The organism is Kribbella sp. NPDC056951 (genome assembly GCF_042674205.1).
In the GTDB taxonomy this organism is placed as follows: Bacteria; Actinomycetota; Actinomycetes; order Propionibacteriales; family Kribbellaceae; genus Kribbella; species Kribbella yunnanensis.
Genome location: NZ_JBHUQZ010000001.1, coordinates 1,345,825 through 1,368,068, shown reverse-complemented (window position 1 = coordinate 1,368,068; position 22,244 = coordinate 1,345,825). Strand labels below are relative to the sequence as shown.

Genomic DNA, 22,244 nt, shown 5'->3' with positions numbered 1-22,244 from the left:
TCCGATAGGGCGGATTCAGAGGACTAGACCACCATCGGATCAGCGCATACGCGCAGCAATCCTTTCGACCGCAACGCAAAGGTCGCGCTGGTCGAGGGTCCGCAGGGTCCCGTTCTCGACGATCGGACGGCCGTTGACCAGCAGGAGCTTCAGGGGCGGCGGTGCGCTGAGGACGAGGGCTGCGATCGGGTCGGGGATGCCGGCGTGTTGGAGGGTGTTGAGGTTCCAGAGGGCTAGGTCGGCTAGTTTGCCGGGTTCTAGGGAACCGATCTCGTCGGCTCGGCCTAGGAGGTGGGCTCCGCCTAGGGTGGCCATTTCGAGGGTGTCTCGGACTGTTAGGGACTGGGGGCCGTTGCGGGCTCGGGACAGTAATAAGGCGTTGCGGAGTTCTTCTACTAGGCTGCCTGCTTCGTTGCTGGCGGCGCCGTCTACGCCTAGGCCTACTGGGGCGCCGGCGGCGCGGAGGTCGGCGGTGCGGGCTATGCCGGCGCCTAGGCGGGCGTTGGAGCTGGGGCAGTGGGCGATGCCGGTTCGGGTGGTGCCCAAAGCTTTGATCTCGGCGTCGTCGAAGTGGATGCCGTGGGCGAACCAGACGTCGTCGCCTGTCCAGCCGAGGTCGGCGGCGTATTCGAGGGGTGTGCAGCCGTGGGTTTCCTGGCACCAAGCGGTCTCGTCGGTAGTTTCGGCGAGGTGGGTGTGGAGGCGGACGCCTTTACTGCGGGCCAGTACGGCGGACTCGCGCATCAGCTCGGCGCTGACGCTGAACGGGGAGCACGGGGCGACGGCGATGCGTAGCATCGAGCCGAAGGAGGGGTCGTGCCAGCGGTCGATCGCGGATGCAGTCGCGGCCAGGATGTCGTCGCGGTCCTCGACGACCGAGTCCGGGGGTAGGCCGCCGTCCTTTTGGCTGCGATCCATCGAGCCGCGGGTCGGGTGGAATCGTAGGCCGACCTCGGCTGCGGCGGTGATTTCGGCTGCGAGGAGATCGCCGGCGCCGTGGGGGAAGACGTAGTGGTGATCGGCGGCGGTGGTGCAGCCGGTCAGCGCCAACTGCGCGAGCGCGGCCTGCGCGGCGACGTACACGGATTCTTCGGTGATGCGCGACCAGACCGGGTAGAGCGTCTGCAGCCAGCCGAACAAGGTGTCGTCGACGGCCAGGCCGCGAGTCACCCACTGGTACAGGTGCTGGTGGGTGTTGACGAAACCCGGTGTGACCAGGCACCCCGATCCGTCGATCACCCGGGCATCGTCGTACCCAGGCGCCGATCCAGGGCCGACAGCAACGATCTTGTTGCCGTCGACAACCACGTGCCCGACGAACTCGCGCCGGGCCGGATCGAGGGTCGCCACATAGGCGCCCTCGATGACCAACATCAGCAGAAGCCTGGTACGGCGTGCCACGCGCTCCCGGCGTCGCTCGCTTCGTCCCGGACGACGGTCGCCTCGATCAGCCCGTACGGGCGGTCGGCGGCGATGAAGACCTCACCGGGGTTCTCGACCTCGAACGGACTGAGGTCGACCAGGAAGTGGTGTTTGTTCGGTGCGGAGAACTTGATCTCCGCGACCTCCGGATGGTCGGCGAGCACCGCTTCGCCCATGCCGTAAAGGGTTTGCTGCAAAGCGAGACTGTGGATCGTCGCGAACCGCGAGAGCAGCAGTTGCTTGATCGCGTCGTACGACTTGTCCCAGTCGACCTCAGTGTGGTCGTAGCGCCAGCGTGCAACCAGCGAAGTCGCCAGGATGCGGTCGTTGGTCTCCGGCAGCGTCGTGTACTTGTCCTTCAGGAACCCGTGGAACTCCGACCCGGTCGACTTCAGCACGATCAAATCGCTGATCCCGGAGACCACGTAGGCGCGACGATCCGCACCCCGGCCCTCGACGTTGACGATCGTGTTCCGGACACCGCTCCCGCCGCGCACGAACGCATGGTCATGCTCGGCACCGTCCACCGAGATCCGTTCCCACGCATATTCCTCGACGGAGATCCGCGCGCCTTCCGCGGCCGGTGACGCGTCCAGGAAGTGGGCGCCGAGCGTCAGCGCGTAGTCCTCGATCGCGCCGATCCCCTTCTCCTTGGCGAAGGCGAAGGCGGTGTTCTTCTGCGTGTCGGTCGGCAGTACGTCGCTCTGATCACCGGTGGTGTGTGCATCGGCGAAGTTGCCACGGAGTGCCGTGGAGACGTTCAGATCGCGGATCTGGTGGCGGGGTGTGTCGCGGTAGATGCGCACCACGCGGCTCTCGGCTTTGCCGTACTGATTGGCTCCCAGGCGGATCGCCATTGCGGTCAGCTCCCTCGGTAGGTGGAAAACGCGAACGGGCTGAGCAGCAACGGGACGTGGTAGTGCCGCTCATCGACGACCGTGAAGGTCACGGAGACCTCCGGAAAGAAGCTGTGTTCGTTGTACGCCGCCACGTCGAACCAGAGCCGGTACGTCCCGTGCGCCAGCGTCGGAGCCAACTCGGCGATCCGGCCGTCGTCGTCCGTAGTAGCGGTCGCCAGAAGCACGGTCCCCTGATACAGCCGGACCGGTACGCCGACCGCCGGCCGCCCGAGCGCGGTATCCAGAACATGTGTCGAAAGACTGCTCATCCGGTCACCAACTTGTTCAATCGAAGCAATGCGATCTTGCGCAGCTCCTCGTGGACAACAGCCGCCTCGGTCACGTCGTCGTGCGTGAGGCGATCCTGCAGACTGCTCAGCATCTGCGTGGCGGACAACCCGGTCGCGCAGATCAGGAACACCCGCCCGAACCGGTCCTCGTAAGCACGGTTGCCCTCGGCAAGCGCCGAGCGGACAGCAGGGTCGTCACCGACGCCGGACTGCTCCTTGCGGGACCATTCGGCCTCGGTCCCTGCACCCTGCGGCCGGTCGCCGATCCGCGGGTGCGCCTGGAGAGCACGATCGACCTCGCTGTCGTCGAACTCCCGCGCCAGCTGATCGGCAACCGCGGTCAGCGCGGCGTGATCGGCGTACGGGCGTTTGTCCAGGATGCCCTCGATCCAGCGTGGGACGTCACAGCAGCTCGCCAGCTCCGGCCGCAGCCGATCGACGGGCGAGGCGTTGAACTCCACCAGATCCATGGCCAGAGCCTGACATCTCACCCGACCTACCGTCAACAGTTTGTTGAATTTTACCGAGCGCGATTCAGATAGTTGTAGACGGTGAAGCGGGTGACACCGAGCGCCTCGGCCACGATCTCGGCCGATTTCCGGTATTCGAACGCACCCCGGGCCTCCAGCAACAACACCGCCTGCTGCTTGTCAGTACGCGACAACTCGTTGAGAGGACCGCCAAGCTCTTCAGCGACCTCGGCCAGCAACCCCTGTACGCCGTCCGCCGGCTTAGGCGTCAGCCGGACAGCGACGACCGGCTTCCCCTTCCACAGCAAGGGAATGTCGTCACCGTGAGCCTCGTCGGGCGCGACGAGTTCCGCGTTCAGCCGCTCGATCAGCGGGGCGATCGCCGCCACCAGCGGATGCTCAGGCATCGCGTCGTACCTGAAGCGTCACCTGGCTCGCACCTCCACCGAAGGCCGCCTCGAGCACATGCGGAAGCGCGGCGAGCACCTCCTGCTGCTCGCCGCGAACCAGCGTGCCCAACGGGCCGAAGTCGCAGTCCAGCCCGGCTTCCTCCGCGGCCCGCAGCGCTTCGGTCACGTGCGCAGGCGGCGGACCCTCGACATCGAACGGCTCAGTGGTGAACTCGGCAACCAATCGCATACCGCGAGGCTAAGGTCGGCGTGCCAGTTTGGCGAGTGCCGTCATCTCGACGCCGATGTGTTGATCGATCTCGGCCTCGTCGATCGCTCCGCAATCGAGACCGCGCAGGACGAAGCCAGCGAGCGCGACAGCGGTTGCCGGCTCATCGAGATACCCGGACTCGCCCTGGCCGAGGTAGGCGCGCAACCTCAGCGCGGCCTGCGCGAAGCCCTCGCGATAGAACAGGTACGTCGCCGCGAAGCGGGTCGGCAGCTGGGCAGGATGCATGTCCCAACCCTGATAGATGCCGCGGGCAAGCGAACGCCGTACCAGCCGGAAGTGCAGTTGCCAGGCCTCGTGAGTCGCCTCGCCGACCGGCAGCACGTTGGTCGAGCCGTCCGACACGAACACGCCAGTCCCGGCCGCGGCCAACTGCATCACGTCCTTGGCGTGATCGGCGACCGGATGTTCCATGCTCTGGTACGCCGCCGCGACGCCCAGCGAGGCGCTGTAGTCGTAGGTCCCGTAGTGCAGCCCGGTGACCCGACGCCCGCCGGCCTTGAGCATCCGAGCGATCAGCGCGGTCCCGTCGGCACCGAGAATCGCCTGCGGAGTCTCGACCTGGATCTCGAACTTCAGCTCCGGAACGCGATAGGTAGCCTCCAGCGTCTCCAGCACATACACGAACGCCGAGACCTGCTCGACCGACGTCACCTTCGGCAGCGTGACCACGAACCCGTCGCCGACACCGCCTTCCCGGACGAACAGATCCAGCGTCCGAATCGACCGCCGCCGAGTCGGCGCCTCCAACGACTTCACCCGCAGTCCGTAGTACGGCGTCTGTCGCGCGACCCGCGCCGCCGCCACGGCCGCCGCATCCTCCTCCGGATCCGGGCGATCGCCGTACCCGTCCTCGAAGTCGATCCGCAGGTCCTCGATGGGCTCCCGCTCGAGCTTTGCCACCATCCGGTCGTGAACCTCGGCAGAGATCCCCAGTACGGCGGTCAGGTCGTGGCCGGCGAGGGCTGCGCGGGCCTGCGAGCCCCAGTCGGCGACCGTGCGATCGTCGTACCGGTCGGCGGGGACATAGACCGTGTGCACCGGTTGCCGCACACCGCGATCCCCCGGATAGTCGGCCGCGAGGGCCGCGTCGGCCGCTCCCAGCCGCCGGTCCAGCTCGGCACCAAGCTCTTCCAGCCCCATGGGCTCGCCTCCTTCGTTTTCCGTATTGCGGAGACTAATATCTACTCTGCGGATAATGAAAGGGTGACCGATGACTGAGACCAGCAAGCCGCGGACCGGCAGCGTGCAGTCGATCGAGCGAGCGTTCGGCCTGCTCGAGACGATGGCCGACGCCGGCGGGATGATGGGGCTGTCCCAGCTGGCCACGGCCTCCGGCCTGCCGCTGCCGACGATCCACCGCCTGGTTCGCACCCTCGTCGACCTCGGTTATGTGCGTCAAGAGCCCTCGCGGCAGTACGTCCTCGGTCCCAAGCTGATCCGCCTCGGCGAGAGTTCGTCGCACATGCTCAGTGTCTTCGCCCGGCCGCATCTCGCCCGCCTGGTCGACGAACTCGGCGAGTCGGCCAACATGGCGATGCTCGACGGCGACCAGATCGTCTACCTCGCCCAGGTCCCGTCGCGGCACTCGATGCGGATGTTCACCGAGGTGGGCCGCCGTGTCCTCCCGCATTGCACGGCTGTCGGCAAGGCAATCCTCGCCCAGTACCCCGAAGGTGCGGTCCGCGAGCTGCTCGCCCGGACCGGTATGCCGCAGCACACCGAGAACACCATCAGCACTCCGGATGCGTTCGCCAGCCAACTCCATCAGGCCGCCAAGTCCGGCTATGCGACAGACGAAGGCGAACAAGAACTCGGGGTCCGATGCGTGGCTGTCGCCGTACCGGATGCGCCCACTCCCCTGGCCATCTCGGTCTCCGGCCCTGCTCCCCGGATGACCGAAGCCCTGGTCGATCGGGCTGTCCCGCTGCTCACGCAGGCCGCCGAAGCCCTGTCGAACGACCTGCGCTGAACAGACCAGCGGCGCCGGTCCCGTCGAGGACCGGCGCCGCCTTCACAGCATCGAACGGGTTACGTACCCGGCCGCGGGTAGATCCGCTTCAGCACCTCGAAGTCCTGGCTGGACGGCCGCAGCGACCAGCCAGCAGCAATCCTGCCCTGCTTCATGCAGGAGTTCGTCGAGGAGTTGTGCCCGAGACCGAGTGCGTGACCGAGCTCGTGGCAGGTCGACTTGCGTGCCTGGTTGGTGCCGGCCATGTGGCTGGCGAGGTAGACGTCGACCGGTCCCTCAGGTGCGTTCGCGTTCCAGTACGTGACACCGAACTCGTCCGGTCCCGGACTGTAGGTCCGGACGTGGACACAGTGCCGGCCGCCCCCAGGGCAACCCGCGGTGTACCAGCGGTAGTAGGCGTCGATGCCGACTGCCTGGTACCAGTCGTTCACCGCGTCGGTGACCGGGAACCCGGCCGGTGTGTGGTCCAGGAAGTAGACCTGCGGGTCGTTGAACCCCCCGTAGCTCCAGGCGTGATCACACCACTGGACAGCGGTTCCGTACGACTCACAGGCCAGCAGGCCCATGCGTTGGCCGGGCGGTGCCTGACCGGCCGCCAGAACGTTCTTGCCCTGTGCGCGCAAGGAGTTCCGCAAGGCCTCGGCGTTCCCCGCGTGCTGGTGCAGACCGATCCTGGTCTGACCGTTGGGCAACTGCTGGACGGTGTAGACGTCACCGTTGTCGACGACAGCCGGTGCCGGTGTTGCGGTGGGCGGTGCGGCCCCGGCCGGTGATCCGGTCAGGCCGATGGTGAGTGTCGCGAGAACCGCGGCGGCGGCAGCCAGGCGACGGTGGATACCTTTCATGAAAATACCCTCCCCAAGGGTAGCCAGGTGACGCTGATTACCTCACGTCGTCAGTCGATCACCCGGCGATCACTGTAAAAGCCGCCAAAGACCGCGACAACACCCGGAAAGCTGCGCGAAAGCGCATTGACGTTCAAACCCCGATCAATATCTAGCTCGGCCCACTGGCGGGAGGGACTCGAGGCGGCGGCGGATGGCGTCGAAGGCGCCGAACTCGTTGCGGTGCAAGGCGATCAGCAGATCGTCCAGCTCTTTCCGCTACTGGACTTTCTCGGGCCACGCTGTGGCGAGTCGAGCGGCGTTGCTGATCTCGGCGAAGAGATTGGCGTGGGCTTCGACGGCGTCGGGGATCCAAAAGACTGTGGTTGCGAGTGATCGCGACAGTCTGGGACTGTCGCCGAGGCATCATCTAGGGAGAAGCATCTCCTTCAGGAGATCTTGCAGATTGCCGGCCGCCACCTTCGCTTGTTCGTGAGCTGATACAGCTCCACTGACCACAGCCAAAGTGCGGGAGATTTGTCGTTGGACGTTGAGTGGCGGCAACCAGATCGGCATTCTGCCAAGCGTCGCCGCGCTGAGATGCTGGACGGCGGAACCCGAGGCGTTGGCGTTGACCCATCGCAACGCAGACGGTCCGGACAGGTAACAGATGAGGAAGTCAGGATCGACTCCTGGGCCTGGCCGGAACCTCACGCAGCCTGGCCCGAGCAGCCACCCGTTCTGCTCGTCCACGATTCGCCCATAACGTCCGAGGGTGCCCACGCGAATGCTGACTACATCGCCTGGCGCCAACCTGTACCGGTTCATGCGGCTGGCCGTCTTCGGAGAGACCATGCTCAGACTGTCGATGCTGATCCGGCCATTGCTGACATGCCTGGGCAAGACCAGCGGGACGCCGTCCGGTTCACTGCCATCCTTGGTTGCCTTTCCTGGCCCCGCAACGATCTCGCTGACAGCTCCGAGGGAAAGCATCTGTCGGTCGCTGTTCGGTTGATCCGGCCCGAAAGCGGCCAGCATGGTGTTGACTGCCGCGTCTGCTCGTCGGACCCCGCTCGTGGCCAGCTGATACTCAGCTCGCGCAGCAGCAAGGTCGGCTGCCGACGGTGCGGCACACACCTTGTCCCGTGCTGGTACGACGTACCGCGCAGGAACGAGCGTGAAGTCGTTCTCGCGAAACCCGTCGATGTCAATGACCCTTGAGAATCCACGTGTGCTCTCGAACTCAGTGCAGTCCTCACGCCATGACCGGTACTCGTTGACGATCTGCTCGACGTCACTCGGAGACAATCGGCGCCTCGCGGGCCCGTCCGGCTCACCTAGCTCGCTACCGTCGATAACCAGGGTTTCTCGGCTCTGTTCCGATGGGTCCTCCGGTCTGAGAATCCAGATCATTGACGCGATAGCAGTGAATCTGAACAGCTGCGCAGGCAACGAGATGACGCACTCGATGACGCCCGCCTCGATCATGTTTCGGCGAATGGCCGACTCTCTGCTGTTCTGGCTGAACGCTGCGGCCGGGGCCACGACAGCCGCAGCTCTGCCTCCAGGATTCAGCTTGCTGAGCATGTACTGCAGCCAGGCAAAGTTTGCGTTGCTCGATGGCGGATCGCCGTACCGCCAGGATGCTGGATCTGGATCCTGCCAGCGAAGATTGAACGGGGGGTTGCTGATGATCCGATCGAAGCGGTGACTCGAGAATTGATCAAGATCCAGTGCAAGGGCCGGTCGGCTGAGCTCCGCATCCGCGCCGTGCAGCGCAAGATTCATGGTGCTGATCGCCATCGCCCGATCGTTCGGAGGCTGGCCGTAGCGGCGTGTGGCACCGACCGCCAGGAGCAGCTCTCCCGAGACACAGAACGGATCAAGAACGGTGTCATCAGGCCGTGGCGCGAGGAGCCCGGCCAGACAATCGGCAACGCCTGCAGGAGTGAACTGCCCACCGGCCCTGCCCATCCCTCGCTCCAGGTCTGCGAGGACCGCATCCGCCAGTTCTGCGGCAGGCGACGTCGGACCGAACTCATGACCGAGGTCGACCTTGCTGATGCTGTCGATGGCCTCCAGCACGGCGCGGTCCGCGGTGATCCTCAGAGCGTTGATCGCCTCGAGAAAGATCCGGTCATCGCCGAGAGCCACCCCGAGCCGGCCGACGGCTGTTTCCAGGTTCTCACCCGGTCTCAATTGCACGAACAGCGACCACAACTCCGGATGACAGGCCCTGACGTAGACGAACGCTAGAAGCAACTCACGCGATGCCGCGGCGTCATGCGCGCCACGCAGACTGTCCATCGCCGCCCAGAGACCCTGCTGCCAGGTCATCATCTGGACAGGTGCGGCCTGGTCAGCTGAATCGATGACTGTCGCAGTCGGCACGCGCTCAAGCCGGTCACCGTACGTCGTACCAGGTGCTTCGTTCGGGCGGAGCCGGTTCCTTGGGATCTGCCGCCCTCGCAACCAGGAGATCATGCTCGCGAGGTCGTACCGTTCCTGGCCTGACGCCTCGAGCGGCTGCGGGAAATCGGCGTGCCGGCTCCGCCAGTTGGAGACGGCGCTCAGCCGCACGCCGACACGATCCGCGATCTCGATCGGCGTCAGCCGATCTCCAGGCTCATCCATCAGCACCCTTCCAGCACTGGAGGCCGACGCTGGAGCACTACCTCCACCGCGGTGGTAACAGCCGGGTGCGACGCCATCTCGGGCGAGACGTAACGCAGGACCCGGAGAATCGTCCGGTGGTCTGCCTCGAGATGGCGATAGTGGATCGGTTCGTGATGCATGATCCGATTGCGAAAGAGCCGGATTGTCTCCAGCTCCTCGTGCAGCCTGCGCCTCGGTCCACGGTAGTGCGGAAATGCCTCATGCAGGTGTGGAACCCACAGCGTGCGGTCGTAGCGTCGACTGAGGAGAGCAACCCAGAAACCGAGCGTCAACTCGGTCACGACATCGTCGGCCGTACCCTCGCGAGGAGCACTCGCAGCTTGCCGGCAGGCCGCCCCGACGAGCCGCTGACTTACCTCCTGCAATGGAGCGATCGCCCACCAGTCAACTCTGCCGTAGCTCAGAACCAGCTGTGAGTGCACTGCGTTGCGGAGCGCCACTTCGAAGCATTGAAGAGGCGCGTAGAAGGCAGCCGAGATGTCGACGTTCCACCAGTAGAGCTCGGCGGCGGCGGTCAGATCACCGCTGGCCTTCTCCACATACGGCCTGAGCCTGGCCTGCGACAAGGCGTGCCACATCCAGTCAATCTCAACGGTCACCCGAACACCTCCGATCTCATCTGGGCAGCACACGACGTGCTACGATGCACGAGTAAGCCCCGGGTACGCCTCTGCTCTGCATGCCACCCGGGGCATTGCTATGTCGCCGCCCAGAGGTGGGCTCGTCGACCTGAGAAGAACCTATCTCACGACAGCACCCCCGGGCAAGTACTCCCAGTACTCAAATCTGTGAACTGGTCGCCGGTCGGGAGGGGCTCGATGACTGAGGTTCGGACGGCGGTTGGGGTGCTGCGGGGTGTTCGGGAGGCGGGGTGTGCGGTCTTCCGGGGGATCCCGTACGCCGAACCTCCCGTTGGTGCGCGGCGATTCGGGGAACCGGAGCCGGTTCGGCCGTGGGTCGGGGTGCGGCCGGCGACTGAATTCGGTCCGGCGCCACCGCAGTCCGAGCTGTTGGGGAGGGCTCGGGTTGATCAACGTGACGACTGGTTGACGCTCAATGTCTGGACACCGGACGTGGGTGGGCTGCCGGTGCTGGTGTGGATTCCCGGTGGTGCATATATGGCTGGCGATTCCAGCCGGCCGGAGTTCGACGGGGCGCGGCTGGCGGCGAGTGGCGTCGTGGTGGTGTCGCTGAATTATCGGTTGGGGATCGAGGGGTTCGGGCATATTGAAGGGGCTCCGGACAATCGGGGACTGCTTGATCAGATTGCGGCACTGCATTGGGTGCGGAAGAACATCCGGGCCTTTGGCGGTGATCCCGATCGGGTGACGGTGTTCGGTCAGTCGGCGGGTGGTGGTTCGGTGGCGGCACTGCTTGCGATGCCTCGCGCGAAGGGACTCTTCCGGCAAGCGATCGTGCAGAGCATGCCGGGGACGTTCTTCTCTCCCGAGTTGGCCGCCGATATCGCCGCGGCCTGCGCGGCCGAACTCGGGGTGAGTCTCTCAACTGTGGAGCCGGAGATGCTGCCGCTCATCGGGGACGCGATCTCGGACAAGGCGATCCAATGGCTTGATCGCTGGGGACCGATCGCCCATCGGCCGATCCCGTTCGCCCCGGTTGTCGACGGCGACGTGCTGCCGACGACTCCTTGGCAGGCGTTGGCCGACGGTGCGGCTCGTGACATCAACCTGCTCGTCGGACACACCCGCGACGAACACCGGTTGTTCAGCCTGATCGACGGCGTACTGGGCGAGGTCACGGCCGAGCAGACCGAAGCCGCGCTGCAGATGCTTGCCCCAGGGCTCCCTTATCGAAGGGCGTTTCCGGACGCGTCCGATGAGGAGTTGTACGAAATCGTCAACCAGGATTGGTTGTTTCGCATGCCCAGCCTCCAGTTGGCCGACGCGCAACTCGCCGGTGGCGGCCAGGCTCACCTCTACGAACTGACCTGGAACGGCGCACTCGGCGCCACCCACGGCCTCGACATCCCGCTGGTCTTCGGCAACCTCACCACCGGGCAGCCCTCCACCCTGATCGGCGACTCACCCGAAGCACAGTCGCTGTCAGACCAGATGCAGAAGGCCTGGGTCGACTTCGCCACCCACGGGGCGCCGGGCTGGCAGCCGTACGACGGCCAGCTGACCCAGGTGTTCGACACACCCTCGACGCTCGGCGCCTATCCCGAGGAGGCGTCTCGGCTGCTCTGGCAGGACCACACCTTCCGGGCGCTCCCGCTCCTGGGCTAGTTGATGCTGTCGAGAATGGCGAGCAGTTCGGATCGCCTGGCTTCCGCGAGCGGGTCGTCCTCAAGGCCGGCGAGGGTCTGCAGGCCCTGCTGGCAAGTGATGCGGGCCTGGACGGTGTGGCCCAGCGCGTGTTGCGCCGCAGCGAGATGACCGAGCACTTCCGACTTGAGCACTTGCTGGTGGAGCTCGTTGCATAAGGCAAGGGATCGTTGATAGGCGTCGACGGCCTCGGCGTGCTGACCTAGCGCGGCCTGGGCGACGCCAAGGTTGTCCCACGCGTAGGACGCCAGCATCCGGTTCGATCCGCCGGACAGCGTCAGGGCGTCCTGGGCGCCTGTCCTCGCCGCCTCGTAGTCGCCCACACTCAGGTACGACACCGCGATGTTGTTGAGCTTCCGCGCTTCGGTCGGATCTCCGCCGGCTTGGCGGGTGAGTTCGATGGCGCGCAGGATCAGTTCGATCGCCTCGGTATGGCGGCCGGATCGTTCGTATTCGCAGGAGAGGGATTCGAGGGTGTCCGCGTGACCGCGTGCAGAGTCGGTCTGTCCGAAGAGCTCGGCCGCCCGCTCCATGTGGGCAAGCGCTGCAGCCGACATGCCGAGCTCGGAGGCCGTCGTACCGACATCGCGTTCCGAGATCGCGATGAACAGAACCTCCTCGGTACGCCGCGCGCAGTCCAGACCCAGTTCATGCACGCGCAGCAGGTCGACGTAGGCGCGGCGGTAGTGGAAGGCCATGCCCATCAGATGGCTCAGCTCGAAGCCGACCCGGTCGAGCCCACGTTCACCTGCCAGCTGTACGGCGGCAAGCGTCGTCTCACGCATCGTGTCGAACCAGTCCAATGCCTGCCGATCGTCGGCGAACTCGAGCGGAACGATGTTGTCGAAGGGTGCCTCGATCTCCATCAGCGGTCCAGCTCGGCCGAGTGCGGCACGGCCGTTGGCGGCCGAGTGGAGATAGAAGCTCAGCTCCCGCCGGAGCGCAGCCTCGAGCTCTGCCGAGGAGTCAGTACTGCGCGCGAGTTCGATCGCGTACATGCGAACCAGGTCGTGCTGCTCATAGCGGTCCGGATGCGGTTGCTGAACCAGGTTCGCCTCGACCAACCGACCCAGCAGCCCTTGCGCGGCGGCCGAGCTTACCCCAGCAAGAGCGGCGGCCGCGGCCACACTGATACCAGGACCCGGACTGTCACCCAGCAGCCGGAACATCAGTGCCGTCGCCGGATCGAGGGCTTCGTACGACCACGAGAACATCGCCCGTACGTCGGTCGCCGCGTCCTCGCCGTCGAAGGCTGCCAGGCGGTCTCGTCCCACCGCGAGTTCGTTGGCCAGGGCAACCAACGGGAACCCGGGCTGTACGGCGGCCCGGGCCGCCACGATCGCCAACGCCAGAGGCAGTCGCGCGCACAGGTCGACGATCGCCTCGGCCGCTTCGGGGTCGGCGAGCACCCGGGCGCGGCCGATGCGGTTGGCCAGCAGCGTCTGGGCATCGTTAGCCGCCAGCGGATCAAGCTTGACCGGAAGCGCATCAACGAGCCCGGTCAGTCTGCTGCGACTGGTGACCACAACGAAACAGGTCTCGGACTGGGGCAACAGCGGCCGAACCTGCTCCGCGTCGCGCGCGTTGTCGAGGATGATGAGCACCCGCTTGCCGGCCAGCTGACTGCGATAGAGCTTCACCTGCGCGTCCAGGCCCATCGGCATCCGCTCGGCCGAGACCTGCAAGCCTTCCAGCAGCGCCCGCAACGCCTTCTCGGGCGTGAGCGGCGAACCGGACGGGTCGAAGCCGCGCAGATTCAGATAGAGCTGCCCATCGACGAACTGGTCTGCCACCTGATGGGCCCACTGAACGGCCAGCGCCGTCTTACCCACTCCCGCCATCCCGGAGATCACCGCGACCGTGCGGTCGGCCAACCGCTTGTCGAGCTGGGCGAGCTCGTCCGTGCGCCCGGTGAAGGCGGCGATGTTGATCGGCAGCTGAGCCGGACGCCACCTTTCCGGCGACACGGCCGCCGAACCACTGGTGAGAATCCGCGTGTGCAACCGCTGCAACGCCGTACCGGGTTGGACACCGAGCTCGTCGGCCAGCCGCTGCCTGGCCTGTCGGTACTGCGCAAGTGCGTCAGCCTGGCGACCGCTGAGATGCAGAGCCAGCATGAGCTGGCCGACCAGCCGCTCGTGCAACGGATGTTCGGCGACCCGCTGGGACAACTCGGCCACCATCGCAGCGTGCTGCCCGGCCTCCAGCCGGAGATCGTCGCGGTCCAGCTCCGCGGCCAAGCGCTCTTCGTTCAGGGTCGCGCGAACCTGGTTCAGCCACTCATTGTCGAGGGAGGCGAACGCTTCGCCCTGCCATTGCGCCAAGGCGTACTCCAACTTCGGGAGCCGCTCGTCCCCGGCATCGCGAGCCTCGGCAACGGCTTGCCGGAACCGATGAAGATCGACCGCCGATGGATCCGCAGTCAGCGCGTAGCCCGTCGAGGTCCGCTCGATCGCGGGACCGCCTGCGGCAACCAGTGCAGTGCGCAGGCGCGAGACATAGCTGTAGAGCGATTCCTTCGCGCGCTGGGGCGGCCGGTCGCCCCAGATCCGCTCGATCAGCCGATCGACCGGCAGCGACCGCCCCGCCTCGATCAGCAGAACCGCGAGCACCACCTGTTGGCGCGCCGTACCCAGCTCAACGGTGACGCCATCCGTCCGCGCCTCGACCTCGCCCAGTACTCCGAACTCCACGACCCCAGCCCCCTCCCGGAGACTGGAGTCAACAACGGACTCGCGCTCGGCGCAACCGGTCCCGTGTCAGGTCCGCGGGAGCGCCCAGACATCAGCCAGCGACGGGTCGTAACCGGAGGCGGCAGCGTTGTGCTGGATCCGGACCCGGATGGTCGGGTTCGTCAGCAACGCCGGGTCGTCGACGGGGAACTGGTAGGTGTCGAGACCGCCCTTCGAGCGGTTGTTGACCCGGTGATGCACCAGTACGCCGTTGATCCGCACCTCGTAGTCCTTCACCTGAGCGCGGTCGAAGGTCTCGACCAGCCGCATCACGAACGGCTGACCGGCCTGGATCCGCAGGTCGAACTCGAACCACGAGCCCGGTACCTGCAGACCCGAGTACCGCCGGGTCCGCCCGGCCTCGACCCCGGTCCCGGACGACGGCGCCGCGGTCACCCCATGAGCAGTCTCGGAGGCCGACTGACCGAGATCCACATAGTCGGAAGCACCTTCGACACCTCGTACGGCGAACTGGTACTTGCCTGCAGCAACTGTCACGGCGACCGTGTCACCTTCGTCGACGATGTTCGTCACGAAGGGCGCCGCGGTCAGCGCGACTCCCCCTTCAGTGATCAGACTCGGATCCGACGCCGGGACGCGAACGACGGCCGTGATGTTGCCGGGCACCGTGACATCCAGCTTCAGCCCGTCGGTACCGGCTCGCTCCCAGCGGGTGGCGATCTCGCCGTACGGCGTCTGGTGTCCGAAGTCGGCGAAGTTGAGTCCGGGGCCGGGCGTCGGCGCGATCAGCGCCTTGCGATAGCCGGGTTCGAGCGCGGATACCCCGGACATCGTGCCGTACATCCACTGGCCGACGGCGCCGTACGCATAGTGGTTGAAGGAGTTCATGGCGACGTCGCCGAAGCTGCCATCGGGTTTGATCGAGTCCCAGCGCTCCCAGATCGTGGTGGCACCCTTGCCGATCTCGTAACCCCACGAGGGAAATTCGGTGCGCTGCAGCAGCATGTAGGCGAGGTCGGTGCGACCGATCTTCGACAGCGCCGGCAGTAGGCCGTCGACACCGAGGAATCCGGTCTTCAGGTGACCGGCGGCGGCGATGGACGCGGCGAAGTTGTTGCCGACAGCCTCGACCTGGTCGGCCGGGATGAGATCGTTGGTGATGGCAAGGATGTAGTCGGTCTGGTTGCCCTGGCTCACCCGGCCGTCCTTGATGAACCTGGCGGCGAAGGCGTTGCGGATATCGGAGTACAGCCGCTGATAGCGATCCGCATCGGAGGTCCGGCCGATCGCGCTCGCCATCTGGCTGAGCTGGCGGGCGCTCTTGGCGTAGAAGGCGGTTCCGATCAGGTTGGTGTCGCTGGCAATGGTCTCCAGACTCAGCCAGTCGTTGTACTCACCGCCGGGCCGGATGAAGCCACTCGCGGGCGCCAGCGAGTCGACGTACAGCTTCATCGAGTCGAACTGCTCGCTGATGATCCCGGTCTCGCCGTACGCCTGCCAGAGCGTCCAGGGGACGTTCACCCCGGCGTCGGCCCAGCCGGAGTTGTTGTTCCCGCCGTCGAAATCCTCGGGGATGGTCGGTGCGACGCTCGGATACGCGCCGCCGGCTCGCTGTTCGAGCCGCAGGTCGCGCAACCACTTACTCAGGAACGCCTGCGAGTCCTGGTTGTAGACGGCGGTCCGCGCGAAGACGTTGATGTCGCCGGTCCAGCCCAGCCGCTCGTCCCGGGCCGGCGTGTCGGTCGGGATCGAGAGGAAGTTGCCGCGCTGGCCCCAGGTGATGTTGCTGTGCAACTGGTTGACCAACGGCGAACTCGTCGTGAGCCGGCTCGTCCGCGCGCCGTCCGTGCCGATCACCAGCCCCTTCAAAGCACTGGCCGGCGGCGCCGTCGCCAGCCCCGCGATCTCGACGTACCGGAAGCCGTGGAAGGTGAACCGCGGCCGGTACGTCTCGGGCGAGCTGCTGGCGAAGGTGTAGTAGTCGGTGGCGCGTGCGCTGCGCAGGTTGGCCGTGTAGAAGTTGCCGTCCTTGTCGAGCACCTCGGCGAACCGCAGCCGCACGGTCTGCCCCGGCGTCCCGGTCAGGGTGAGCTGCGGTACGCCGACCATGTTCTGGCCGAGGTCGTACAGGAACGTCCCGGGCACGTTGGAACGGATGGCCGTAGCGTTCAGCTGCTGCGTCACGCGCACCGGCTGGTCGGCCTGCGGTACCAGCCGTGCGGTTGCGGACGGCCTGACGACGGCCGCTCTCCATCCGGTCGCAGGGTAACCAGGCTTGTCCCAACCCGTCTGGGCCGCGCGAGCGTCGTACGTCTCGCCGTGCAGCAGGTCGCCGGCTCGGACCGGTCCTTGGCTCGTCCGCCAAGTCCCGTCCGTTGCGAAGACTGCCGTACTGCCGTCGTCGTAGGTGATCCGCAGCTGCGCGGTCAGCGCCGTGCTCTTGCCGTAGCGCTCCGGCCGGAAGACCCCGAGCTGACCGGTAAACCAGCCGCCGGCTACCTCGGCGCCGATGGTGTTCGCGGCTCCGGACCGGATCAGCGAGGTCACGTCGTACGTCTGGGTCTGAATCCGCTGGCGGTAGTCCGTCCAGCCGGGGGCGAGCTCATGATCGCCGGCCTTCGTACCGTTGATGCGCAGCTCGTAGATGCCCTGGGCCGCCGCATGCAGTCTCGCCCGGACAACGGTCTTGCCGGTCGGAAGCTGGATGTCCTTACGGAACAGGGGTTTCGCGTTGTTCGGTACCTGCAGATGACTTTCGGCGCCCTGGGCAACCTTGAGCGATAGCCCGCCACCAGGCAGAAGCGGCGCACCCGGGAACGTCTGGTCGTACGCGGGGAAAACACTCTCGATCAGTACGTCGCCACCCGCACTCGTCACCTTGAGCCGGTGTACAACACCTTCCTCCTGGCCGTAGGTGCGGAACCCCATCAGCCCCGGACCGTTAGCGTCGGACCGGTTCCGCTGGTCGACCTGCTGCCCGTTGATCCAGGTGGTGATCGTCTGACCGGCCACGGTGATGCGCAGGTTGTTCCGCTGCCGCAGGTCGACCGGTACGTCGACATCCGCCAGTACGACGTACTGTCCGTCGGGCTGCCGGACATGGGGGCGCAACCGCATCCGGCCCTCGGTGGTATTCAGCTGCCACATGTATCGGCCGCGGAAGAAGACCCCGAGCGCCTCGCGTTGGACAGTGACATCCGCGTCGACCGTGTAGTCGGTCCACTCCGGACCGACCGTGTCATCGGCCCCGATCCACTCGCCGGTCCAATCGGACGGTTGCAGTGCGCCGGTCTCGAACTTCGCCGGCGAACTCCACGCGGACGCCGTACCGGTCTCGTCCCAGACCCGGACAATCCAGTGGTACGTCGAGTAGCGGGTGAGCGCGGGACCGCCGTACGGGATGTCGATCGACTGGCCGGACGTGACCTGGCCGCTGTTCCAGATGTCGGGAGTTTGCAGCTTGTCGGGCGAGGACGCGACGTGGATCTCGTAGCGCTGCTGGCTCAATCCACGACGGTCTGCCGCCAACTGCCAACTGAGTCGAGGCACTCCGGCTACGACCGCGAGCGGCTCGGTCAGGTGGTTGGTCCGCAGAGACGACACCACGGGTGCTGCCGCCGTGGCGGTCACCTCACCTGCTGCGGTGAGCGGAGTCGCCGTGATCAATAAGGCAGAGGCAAGCAGAACCAGAGCTTTCACGATGATTCCCCAGTCGTCCGGGCTGGTGCAGGTCGGTGCGGGCCCAAACCATCGCAGTCGCCGCAAAATCCGGTCAACGAATCTGGCCAGTAACGGACAGCGTTTCTGGCCTCATCGAAAAGTAGCTTCGTTGTGGGTGTGACCCGATGAGTAGCTCAGTGCGTTGGTAGGGATGTGACGGCGATGAACTCCACCGAGGGCGACTTCGAGGCCTTCGCACGGGCGCATACGCATCAGCTGTACCGGACGGCGTGGTTGCTGACCGCGGACTCCTACCACGCGGACGACCTGGTGCAGGAGACGCTCGGGAAGCTGTTCGGCGTGTGGGGCCGAGTACGGCGGATGGAGAAGCCGGCGGCTTATGCGCAGACCGTGCTGACCCGGACGTTCATCTCGCAACGGCGGCGGCGGAGCTGGCACGAGCAGCCGACCGACGCCGTACCGGAGCTGCCGGTCTCAACTGAGGACCACGAGTTGCGACTCCTGTTGTTGCAGGCGCTGGACGGATTGCCTCCGCTGGATCGAGCGGTGCTGGTGCTGCGGTTCTTCGAAGATCGCAGTGTCGAGCAGGTGGCACGCGATCTCGGCAAGAGCGCCGGCGCGATCAAGAACCGCACCGCCCGGGCGTTGGTCCGGGTGCGGGCGGTTCTCGGCGACGAGGCGGTCATCGCACTGTGAACAGGCAGGAGAAGGACCCCGTGGAAACGACAGACGACCGGCTGCCCGATTTGATGCGGCGCGCCACTGAGACCCTCGAACCCCGGTACCCCGATCTGGTGGAACGCGGGATGCAGCGAGGCGTCGTACGGCGGCGTCGGCGTCGGGTGGTGAGCACCGCGGCGACCGCGGCCGTGGTCGCGATCACGATCGGCGGGATTGCCGCCGTACAAGCGAATCTGGGGCAGCACGCCGGTCAGCCACCGGTGGCCGGGATCAGCACGCCGACGCCGAAGCCTTCGCCGAAGGTCTCGACGAAACCCGTTCCATTGCCTCCGGCCAGTCCCGCCCAGACGTTGCAGACGCTGAAGGCGCTGCTACCGGCCGGACTATCGACCTCCGGCGACAAGACCTGGGGCGACGACTTCATCGCCGTCGGCCTGTTGGTCGACGACGGCAAGGGCAAGGCGTGGCTCGAGGTGAGCGTCCAGACGGTCAAGTACGACCCCGACTGCATCAACCAGCCGGAGAGCCAGAACTGCCAGGTCCGGCCGGACGGAACAGTCCTCCGGTCGTACGTGGGCTCGGACGGCGAGGGCACCCTCAACTCGGTGATCCTCGAGTACCCGGACCGGCGCGCGATCAGCCTGACCAGCACGAACAGCCTCGCTCTGAAGACGCCGGCGACGCGCCCCGAACCACCGCTCTCCATCGACCAGCTCCTCGAGATGGTCGACAACAACTCGTGGAGCTTCCCATCCGCCAACTACGGAAAGAATCTGAATCGATGATGCTGCGCAAGACCATACTGACCGCTGCCCTGGCTGGTGTCCTGATGGCACCGACCTTGACCGCCCAGGCAGCTCTGACCTGGACTGTGACGCCCACCAAGTCGAAGCCGTCTTCGCTGGCTGACATCGACTCGAAGGGCAGCGAGACCTGGGCGGTCGGCGTCGACCTGATCGATTCCTACAGCGATACCCGGCCCCTGGCGTTCCGCTGGAACGGCACGCGCTGGGTCGAGACACCGCAGCCGGTGCGCACGAACGCGACTCTCAACAGCGTCGCGGTCGCCGGCGCCAAGGAGGTCTGGGCGGTGGGCGAGGACCACGCCGTACCGGAGCAGTCGAAGCCGTTCGCGATGCGCTGGAACGGTACGGCGTGGAAGGTCGTCCCCGGACCGTCTGTCCCGGCCGGGTCCTTCAGCGACGTGACGATCGCCCCGGACGGTACGCCGTGGGTGTCGGGCTGGGCGGATGTCGGCGGCCGCGAACACGCGGTCGTCTACCGCTACACCAAGGGCGCTTGGCAGCAACTGACCGCCGGACTCGAGAACTCCATCAACGGCAACACGTTGACGGTACTGTCCGCGACTGACGCCTGGCTCGGACTGAACGGCGGAATCGCGCACTTCGACGGGAAATCGTGGAAGCTGGTTGACGACGTACCGGCCGATGGTTCACACATCCCCACGGGCATGGTCGCGGCCGGCCCGACGGACATCTGGGCGTCCGGCGTCGTGCACACCGTGAAGGGTGAGCGTCCCCTCGTACTGCACTATGACGGCAAGGCGTGGAAGCAGGTCGCGACACCGCAGACGGACTCGCAGCTGTACGACATCACCCTGCACAACAACAAGCCGATCGCGGTCGGCGAGAAGTTCACCACCTCCTCCGAAGGCATCGTCACCGAGCACCCCTTCGTGATCGCTCTCCAGAACGGCAAGTTCGCCGAAACCACCAGCCCCGCCGCCAAAATCGGCACCCTCACCGGCGCCGAATCCACCGGCACCCGCCTCTGGACCGTAGGCGCCCAACGCCAACCCGCCGCCGACGGCACCGCACTAGCCGCCCGATCCAACTAACCCACAACCCCACCGGCCCGCCAGTCTCCCGACTGCCGGGCCGGTCCTCGTTGCGCCCGAACCCACAGCCCATCACAATCACCCGCCCTCCCCCGCCCCCACGCTCAAACTCCCTCAGAACATCCACTTGTGATGGCCCCCAGGTCCGCACCACCATGCCCCCGCGACCGAAGCCACCGTGCCGCGCACGCCCAACCCTTCGACGCGCCCACCCGTCGGCCCCACCCCCGCGACCGAAGCCACCCTGCGCCCACCCCGGCGCCCAGTGAAGCCACCGTGCGCTCGCCGACTGGCTTCACCGTGCGGCTGCCACTCGAGTGGGGCGAGTATGTCGCTGGAATTCGATTTCCGGGAGCACGGTCCTCCCACTCGCCGGGCAACTCCTCGCACTCGCACGGTGGCTTCGGTCGCGGGCACGCAGTGGCTTCGGTCGCGGGCGCACAGTGGCTTCGGTCGCGGCGGCAGTGGATGGCCCGATTGCCCCGAGAGTCAAATGGGTGGGGGTGAGGGGGTCAGATGGGGAGGGGTTTTCGGGGTAGGGCTGCGTAGGCGCCGGTGGCTAGGGCGGCGATGGTGAGGATGGCGGCGCTTAGGGCTAGGGAGTGTTGGATGCCTATGGCGGCGCCGGTGAGGCCTACGGTGAGGCCGCTGCCGATGCGGAGGCCGCCGGAGGAGGTGTTGTAGAGGCCGATGATTCGGCCTCGGTCGGCGGGTGGGGCTTCCAGTTGTACGACGGTTTGTGAGATCGACATCGAGACGAAGTTCGCGACACCGCTGATGGCGAGGACCGCCAGGGCGAGCACGTAGTTGCTGGTGATGGCGAAGACTACGATGCTGAGGCCGTAGAGGACTGTGCCGGCGACGGCGGTCCTGACGGTCGGTCGGAGCCAGCCGGTGGCTTCGATGACCAGGCCGCCGACGACGCCGCCGAATCCGCTGGCGAAGAGCAGAGCGCCGTACGTGAGACCGGCGGAGCCTGCTCCGAGGTCCTCGGCGAACTCGGGCATCGCGGTTTGGATCGAGGCGCCGACGAAGAACGAGCCGAGCCCGGCTAGGACGATCATGCCGGCGATGGTCGGGCCGAGCGGTACGCCGCGACTCGCGCGCAGGGCGGCGATGGGTCCGAGGCGGGCGCGGGAGACGACGCCTTCGCGGAGGTGGCCGGTGAAGCGGGTGCGGAACAAGAAGATTGTCAACGGCAAGTAAATGGCGATGTTGGCGAAGATGCCGCCGGTCGGTCCCAGCAGGAGAAGGAAAAGCGAGCCGACGACCGGGCCGCACAACACACCCAGACTTCGGAACGTCGCATTGAGCCGTACGGCGCTTGGTAGGTCGTCGCGACCGACGAAGTCGTGCAGCATCATCTGCTCGGCCGGGCCCCACAGCGCGCCGGCGCAGCCGTGCAATACGAGCAGGACACAGGCGTGCCAGATCTGCAGCGAGTCGGTCAGGAAGAGCAGACCCCAGCAGAGCGAGACGACCATGAACAACGCCTGCGCGGACTGGATGATCCGCCGGCAGTCGTACCGATCGGCGAGCGACCCGGACAGCACCGAGAAGAGCAGGAACGGCAACCAGTGACTGATCACCTGGAAGCCGGCCAGCGCGGGTGAATGGAATTCACGCCACAGCACCCAGTAGGTGATGACGTGTTCGACGTTGTCGCCCATCATCGCCAGCCCGGTCCCGAACAGGTACGGCCGCGCATCACGGTTGCGCAGTCCAGCGAAACGTGGCGACCGGGCGGGACCCGGCTGATGGTCGGTCGAGCCGCAGGCCCGGCACATGGCATTCCTCCCCAGCGTGAACGAGGCA

18 protein-coding genes are annotated in these 22,244 nt (G+C 66.3%); 5 read left to right on the top strand and 13 right to left on the bottom strand.

Translation table 11 applies throughout. From position 1 onward, the window contains the following. Positions 1-39: 39 nt before the first annotated feature. From ACFTSF_RS06415 to ACFTSF_RS06385, 7 genes are read right to left on the bottom strand one after another with little or no spacing between them, the layout of a single operon-like run. Positions 40-1,374, bottom strand: coding sequence for an 8-oxoguanine deaminase (locus tag ACFTSF_RS06415; protein ID WP_380152801.1), 1,335 nt, complete (start codon positions 1,372-1,374; stop codon positions 40-42). After that, entirely contained in the window at positions 1,374-2,279 is a 906-nt protein-coding gene (gene pucL, locus ACFTSF_RS06410) for a factor-independent urate hydroxylase (RefSeq protein ID WP_380152800.1), read from the bottom strand. Before pucL ends, ACFTSF_RS06415 begins: the two co-directional genes overlap by 1 nt. Before the next feature lie 5 nt (positions 2,280-2,284). Then, the gene (uraH, locus tag ACFTSF_RS06405; RefSeq protein WP_380152799.1) at positions 2,285-2,590 is read right to left on the bottom strand and encodes a hydroxyisourate hydrolase; all 306 of its coding nucleotides are present in this window, start codon (positions 2,588-2,590) and stop codon (positions 2,285-2,287) included. Beyond that, positions 2,587-3,081 (bottom strand): 2-oxo-4-hydroxy-4-carboxy-5-ureidoimidazoline decarboxylase, encoded by a 495-nt coding sequence (gene uraD, locus ACFTSF_RS06400; RefSeq protein ID WP_380152798.1) that lies wholly within the window; start codon positions 3,079-3,081, stop codon positions 2,587-2,589. The genes uraH and uraD overlap by 4 nt, the downstream gene beginning before the upstream one ends. 50 nt (positions 3,082-3,131) lie before the next feature. Beyond that, entirely contained in the window at positions 3,132-3,488 is a 357-nt protein-coding gene (locus ACFTSF_RS06395; protein ID WP_380152797.1) for a helix-turn-helix domain-containing protein, read from the bottom strand. Then, positions 3,481-3,720, bottom strand: a complete 240-nt coding sequence (locus ACFTSF_RS06390; protein ID WP_380152796.1) for a thiamine-binding protein — start codon at positions 3,718-3,720, stop codon at positions 3,481-3,483. The genes ACFTSF_RS06395 and ACFTSF_RS06390 overlap by 8 nt, the downstream gene beginning before the upstream one ends. Positions 3,721-3,729: 9 nt before the next feature. After that, complete coding sequence (locus ACFTSF_RS06385; protein ID WP_380152795.1) at positions 3,730-4,902, bottom strand: DUF6986 family protein; 1,173 nt, start codon at positions 4,900-4,902, stop codon at positions 3,730-3,732. Positions 4,903-4,972: 70 nt separating this feature from the next. Here ACFTSF_RS06385 and ACFTSF_RS06380 point away from each other — a divergent pair, with 70 nt between their 5' ends. Further along, positions 4,973-5,731, top strand: coding sequence for an IclR family transcriptional regulator (locus ACFTSF_RS06380; protein WP_380152794.1), 759 nt, complete (start codon positions 4,973-4,975; stop codon positions 5,729-5,731). Between the two features lie 59 nt (positions 5,732-5,790). On the opposite strand, the gene ACFTSF_RS06375 is transcribed toward ACFTSF_RS06380, so the two are convergent. The 3 genes from ACFTSF_RS06375 to ACFTSF_RS06365 all read right to left on the bottom strand — a co-directional run bounded on the left by ACFTSF_RS06375 (position 5,791) and on the right by ACFTSF_RS06365 (position 9,830). Continuing rightward, entirely contained in the window at positions 5,791-6,576 is a 786-nt protein-coding gene (locus ACFTSF_RS06375) for a hypothetical protein (RefSeq protein ID WP_380152793.1), read from the bottom strand. 405 nt (positions 6,577-6,981) lie between these two features. Next, positions 6,982-9,189, bottom strand: a complete 2,208-nt coding sequence (locus tag ACFTSF_RS06370) for an N-6 DNA methylase (RefSeq protein WP_380152792.1) — start codon at positions 9,187-9,189, stop codon at positions 6,982-6,984. Further along, positions 9,189-9,830, bottom strand: coding sequence for a hypothetical protein (locus ACFTSF_RS06365; RefSeq protein WP_344155976.1), 642 nt, complete (start codon positions 9,828-9,830; stop codon positions 9,189-9,191). The genes ACFTSF_RS06370 and ACFTSF_RS06365 overlap by 1 nt, the downstream gene beginning before the upstream one ends. Before the next feature lie 219 nt (positions 9,831-10,049). Between ACFTSF_RS06365 and ACFTSF_RS06360 the strand changes: the two genes are divergently transcribed. After that, positions 10,050-11,477 (top strand): carboxylesterase/lipase family protein, encoded by a 1,428-nt coding sequence (locus ACFTSF_RS06360; protein WP_380152791.1) that lies wholly within the window; start codon positions 10,050-10,052, stop codon positions 11,475-11,477. On the opposite strand, the gene ACFTSF_RS06355 is transcribed toward ACFTSF_RS06360, so the two are convergent. After that, positions 11,474-14,209: a BTAD domain-containing putative transcriptional regulator gene (locus ACFTSF_RS06355; RefSeq protein WP_380152790.1), complete on the bottom strand. Its 2,736-nt coding sequence runs from the start codon at positions 14,207-14,209 to the stop codon at positions 11,474-11,476. The genes ACFTSF_RS06360 and ACFTSF_RS06355 overlap by 4 nt on opposite strands. Positions 14,210-14,275: 66 nt before the next feature. Then, positions 14,276-17,908, bottom strand: a complete 3,633-nt coding sequence (locus tag ACFTSF_RS06350) for a family 78 glycoside hydrolase catalytic domain (protein ID WP_380152789.1) — start codon at positions 17,906-17,908, stop codon at positions 14,276-14,278. Between the two features lie 183 nt (positions 17,909-18,091). Between ACFTSF_RS06350 and ACFTSF_RS06345 the strand changes: the two genes are divergently transcribed. The 3 genes from ACFTSF_RS06345 to ACFTSF_RS06335 are packed head-to-tail and all read left to right on the top strand — an operon-like array spanning position 18,092 to position 20,429. Next, positions 18,092-18,586, top strand: coding sequence for a SigE family RNA polymerase sigma factor (locus ACFTSF_RS06345; protein ID WP_380152788.1), 495 nt, complete (start codon positions 18,092-18,094; stop codon positions 18,584-18,586). Between the two features lie 20 nt (positions 18,587-18,606). Continuing rightward, entirely contained in the window at positions 18,607-19,356 is a 750-nt protein-coding gene (locus ACFTSF_RS06340) for a hypothetical protein (RefSeq protein ID WP_380152787.1), read from the top strand. Then, a complete protein-coding gene (locus tag ACFTSF_RS06335; RefSeq protein ID WP_380152786.1) occupies positions 19,353-20,429 on the top strand; it encodes a hypothetical protein in 1,077 nt (358 codons plus the stop codon). The genes ACFTSF_RS06340 and ACFTSF_RS06335 overlap by 4 nt, the downstream gene beginning before the upstream one ends. Positions 20,430-20,941: 512 nt before the next feature. Here ACFTSF_RS06335 and ACFTSF_RS06330 read toward each other — a convergent pair. Beyond that, positions 20,942-22,216 carry an MFS transporter gene (locus ACFTSF_RS06330; protein ID WP_380152785.1) on the bottom strand — a complete coding sequence of 425 codons (1,275 nt, stop codon included), beginning with the start codon at positions 22,214-22,216 and terminating at the stop codon, positions 20,942-20,944. Positions 22,217-22,244 lie beyond the last annotated feature (28 nt).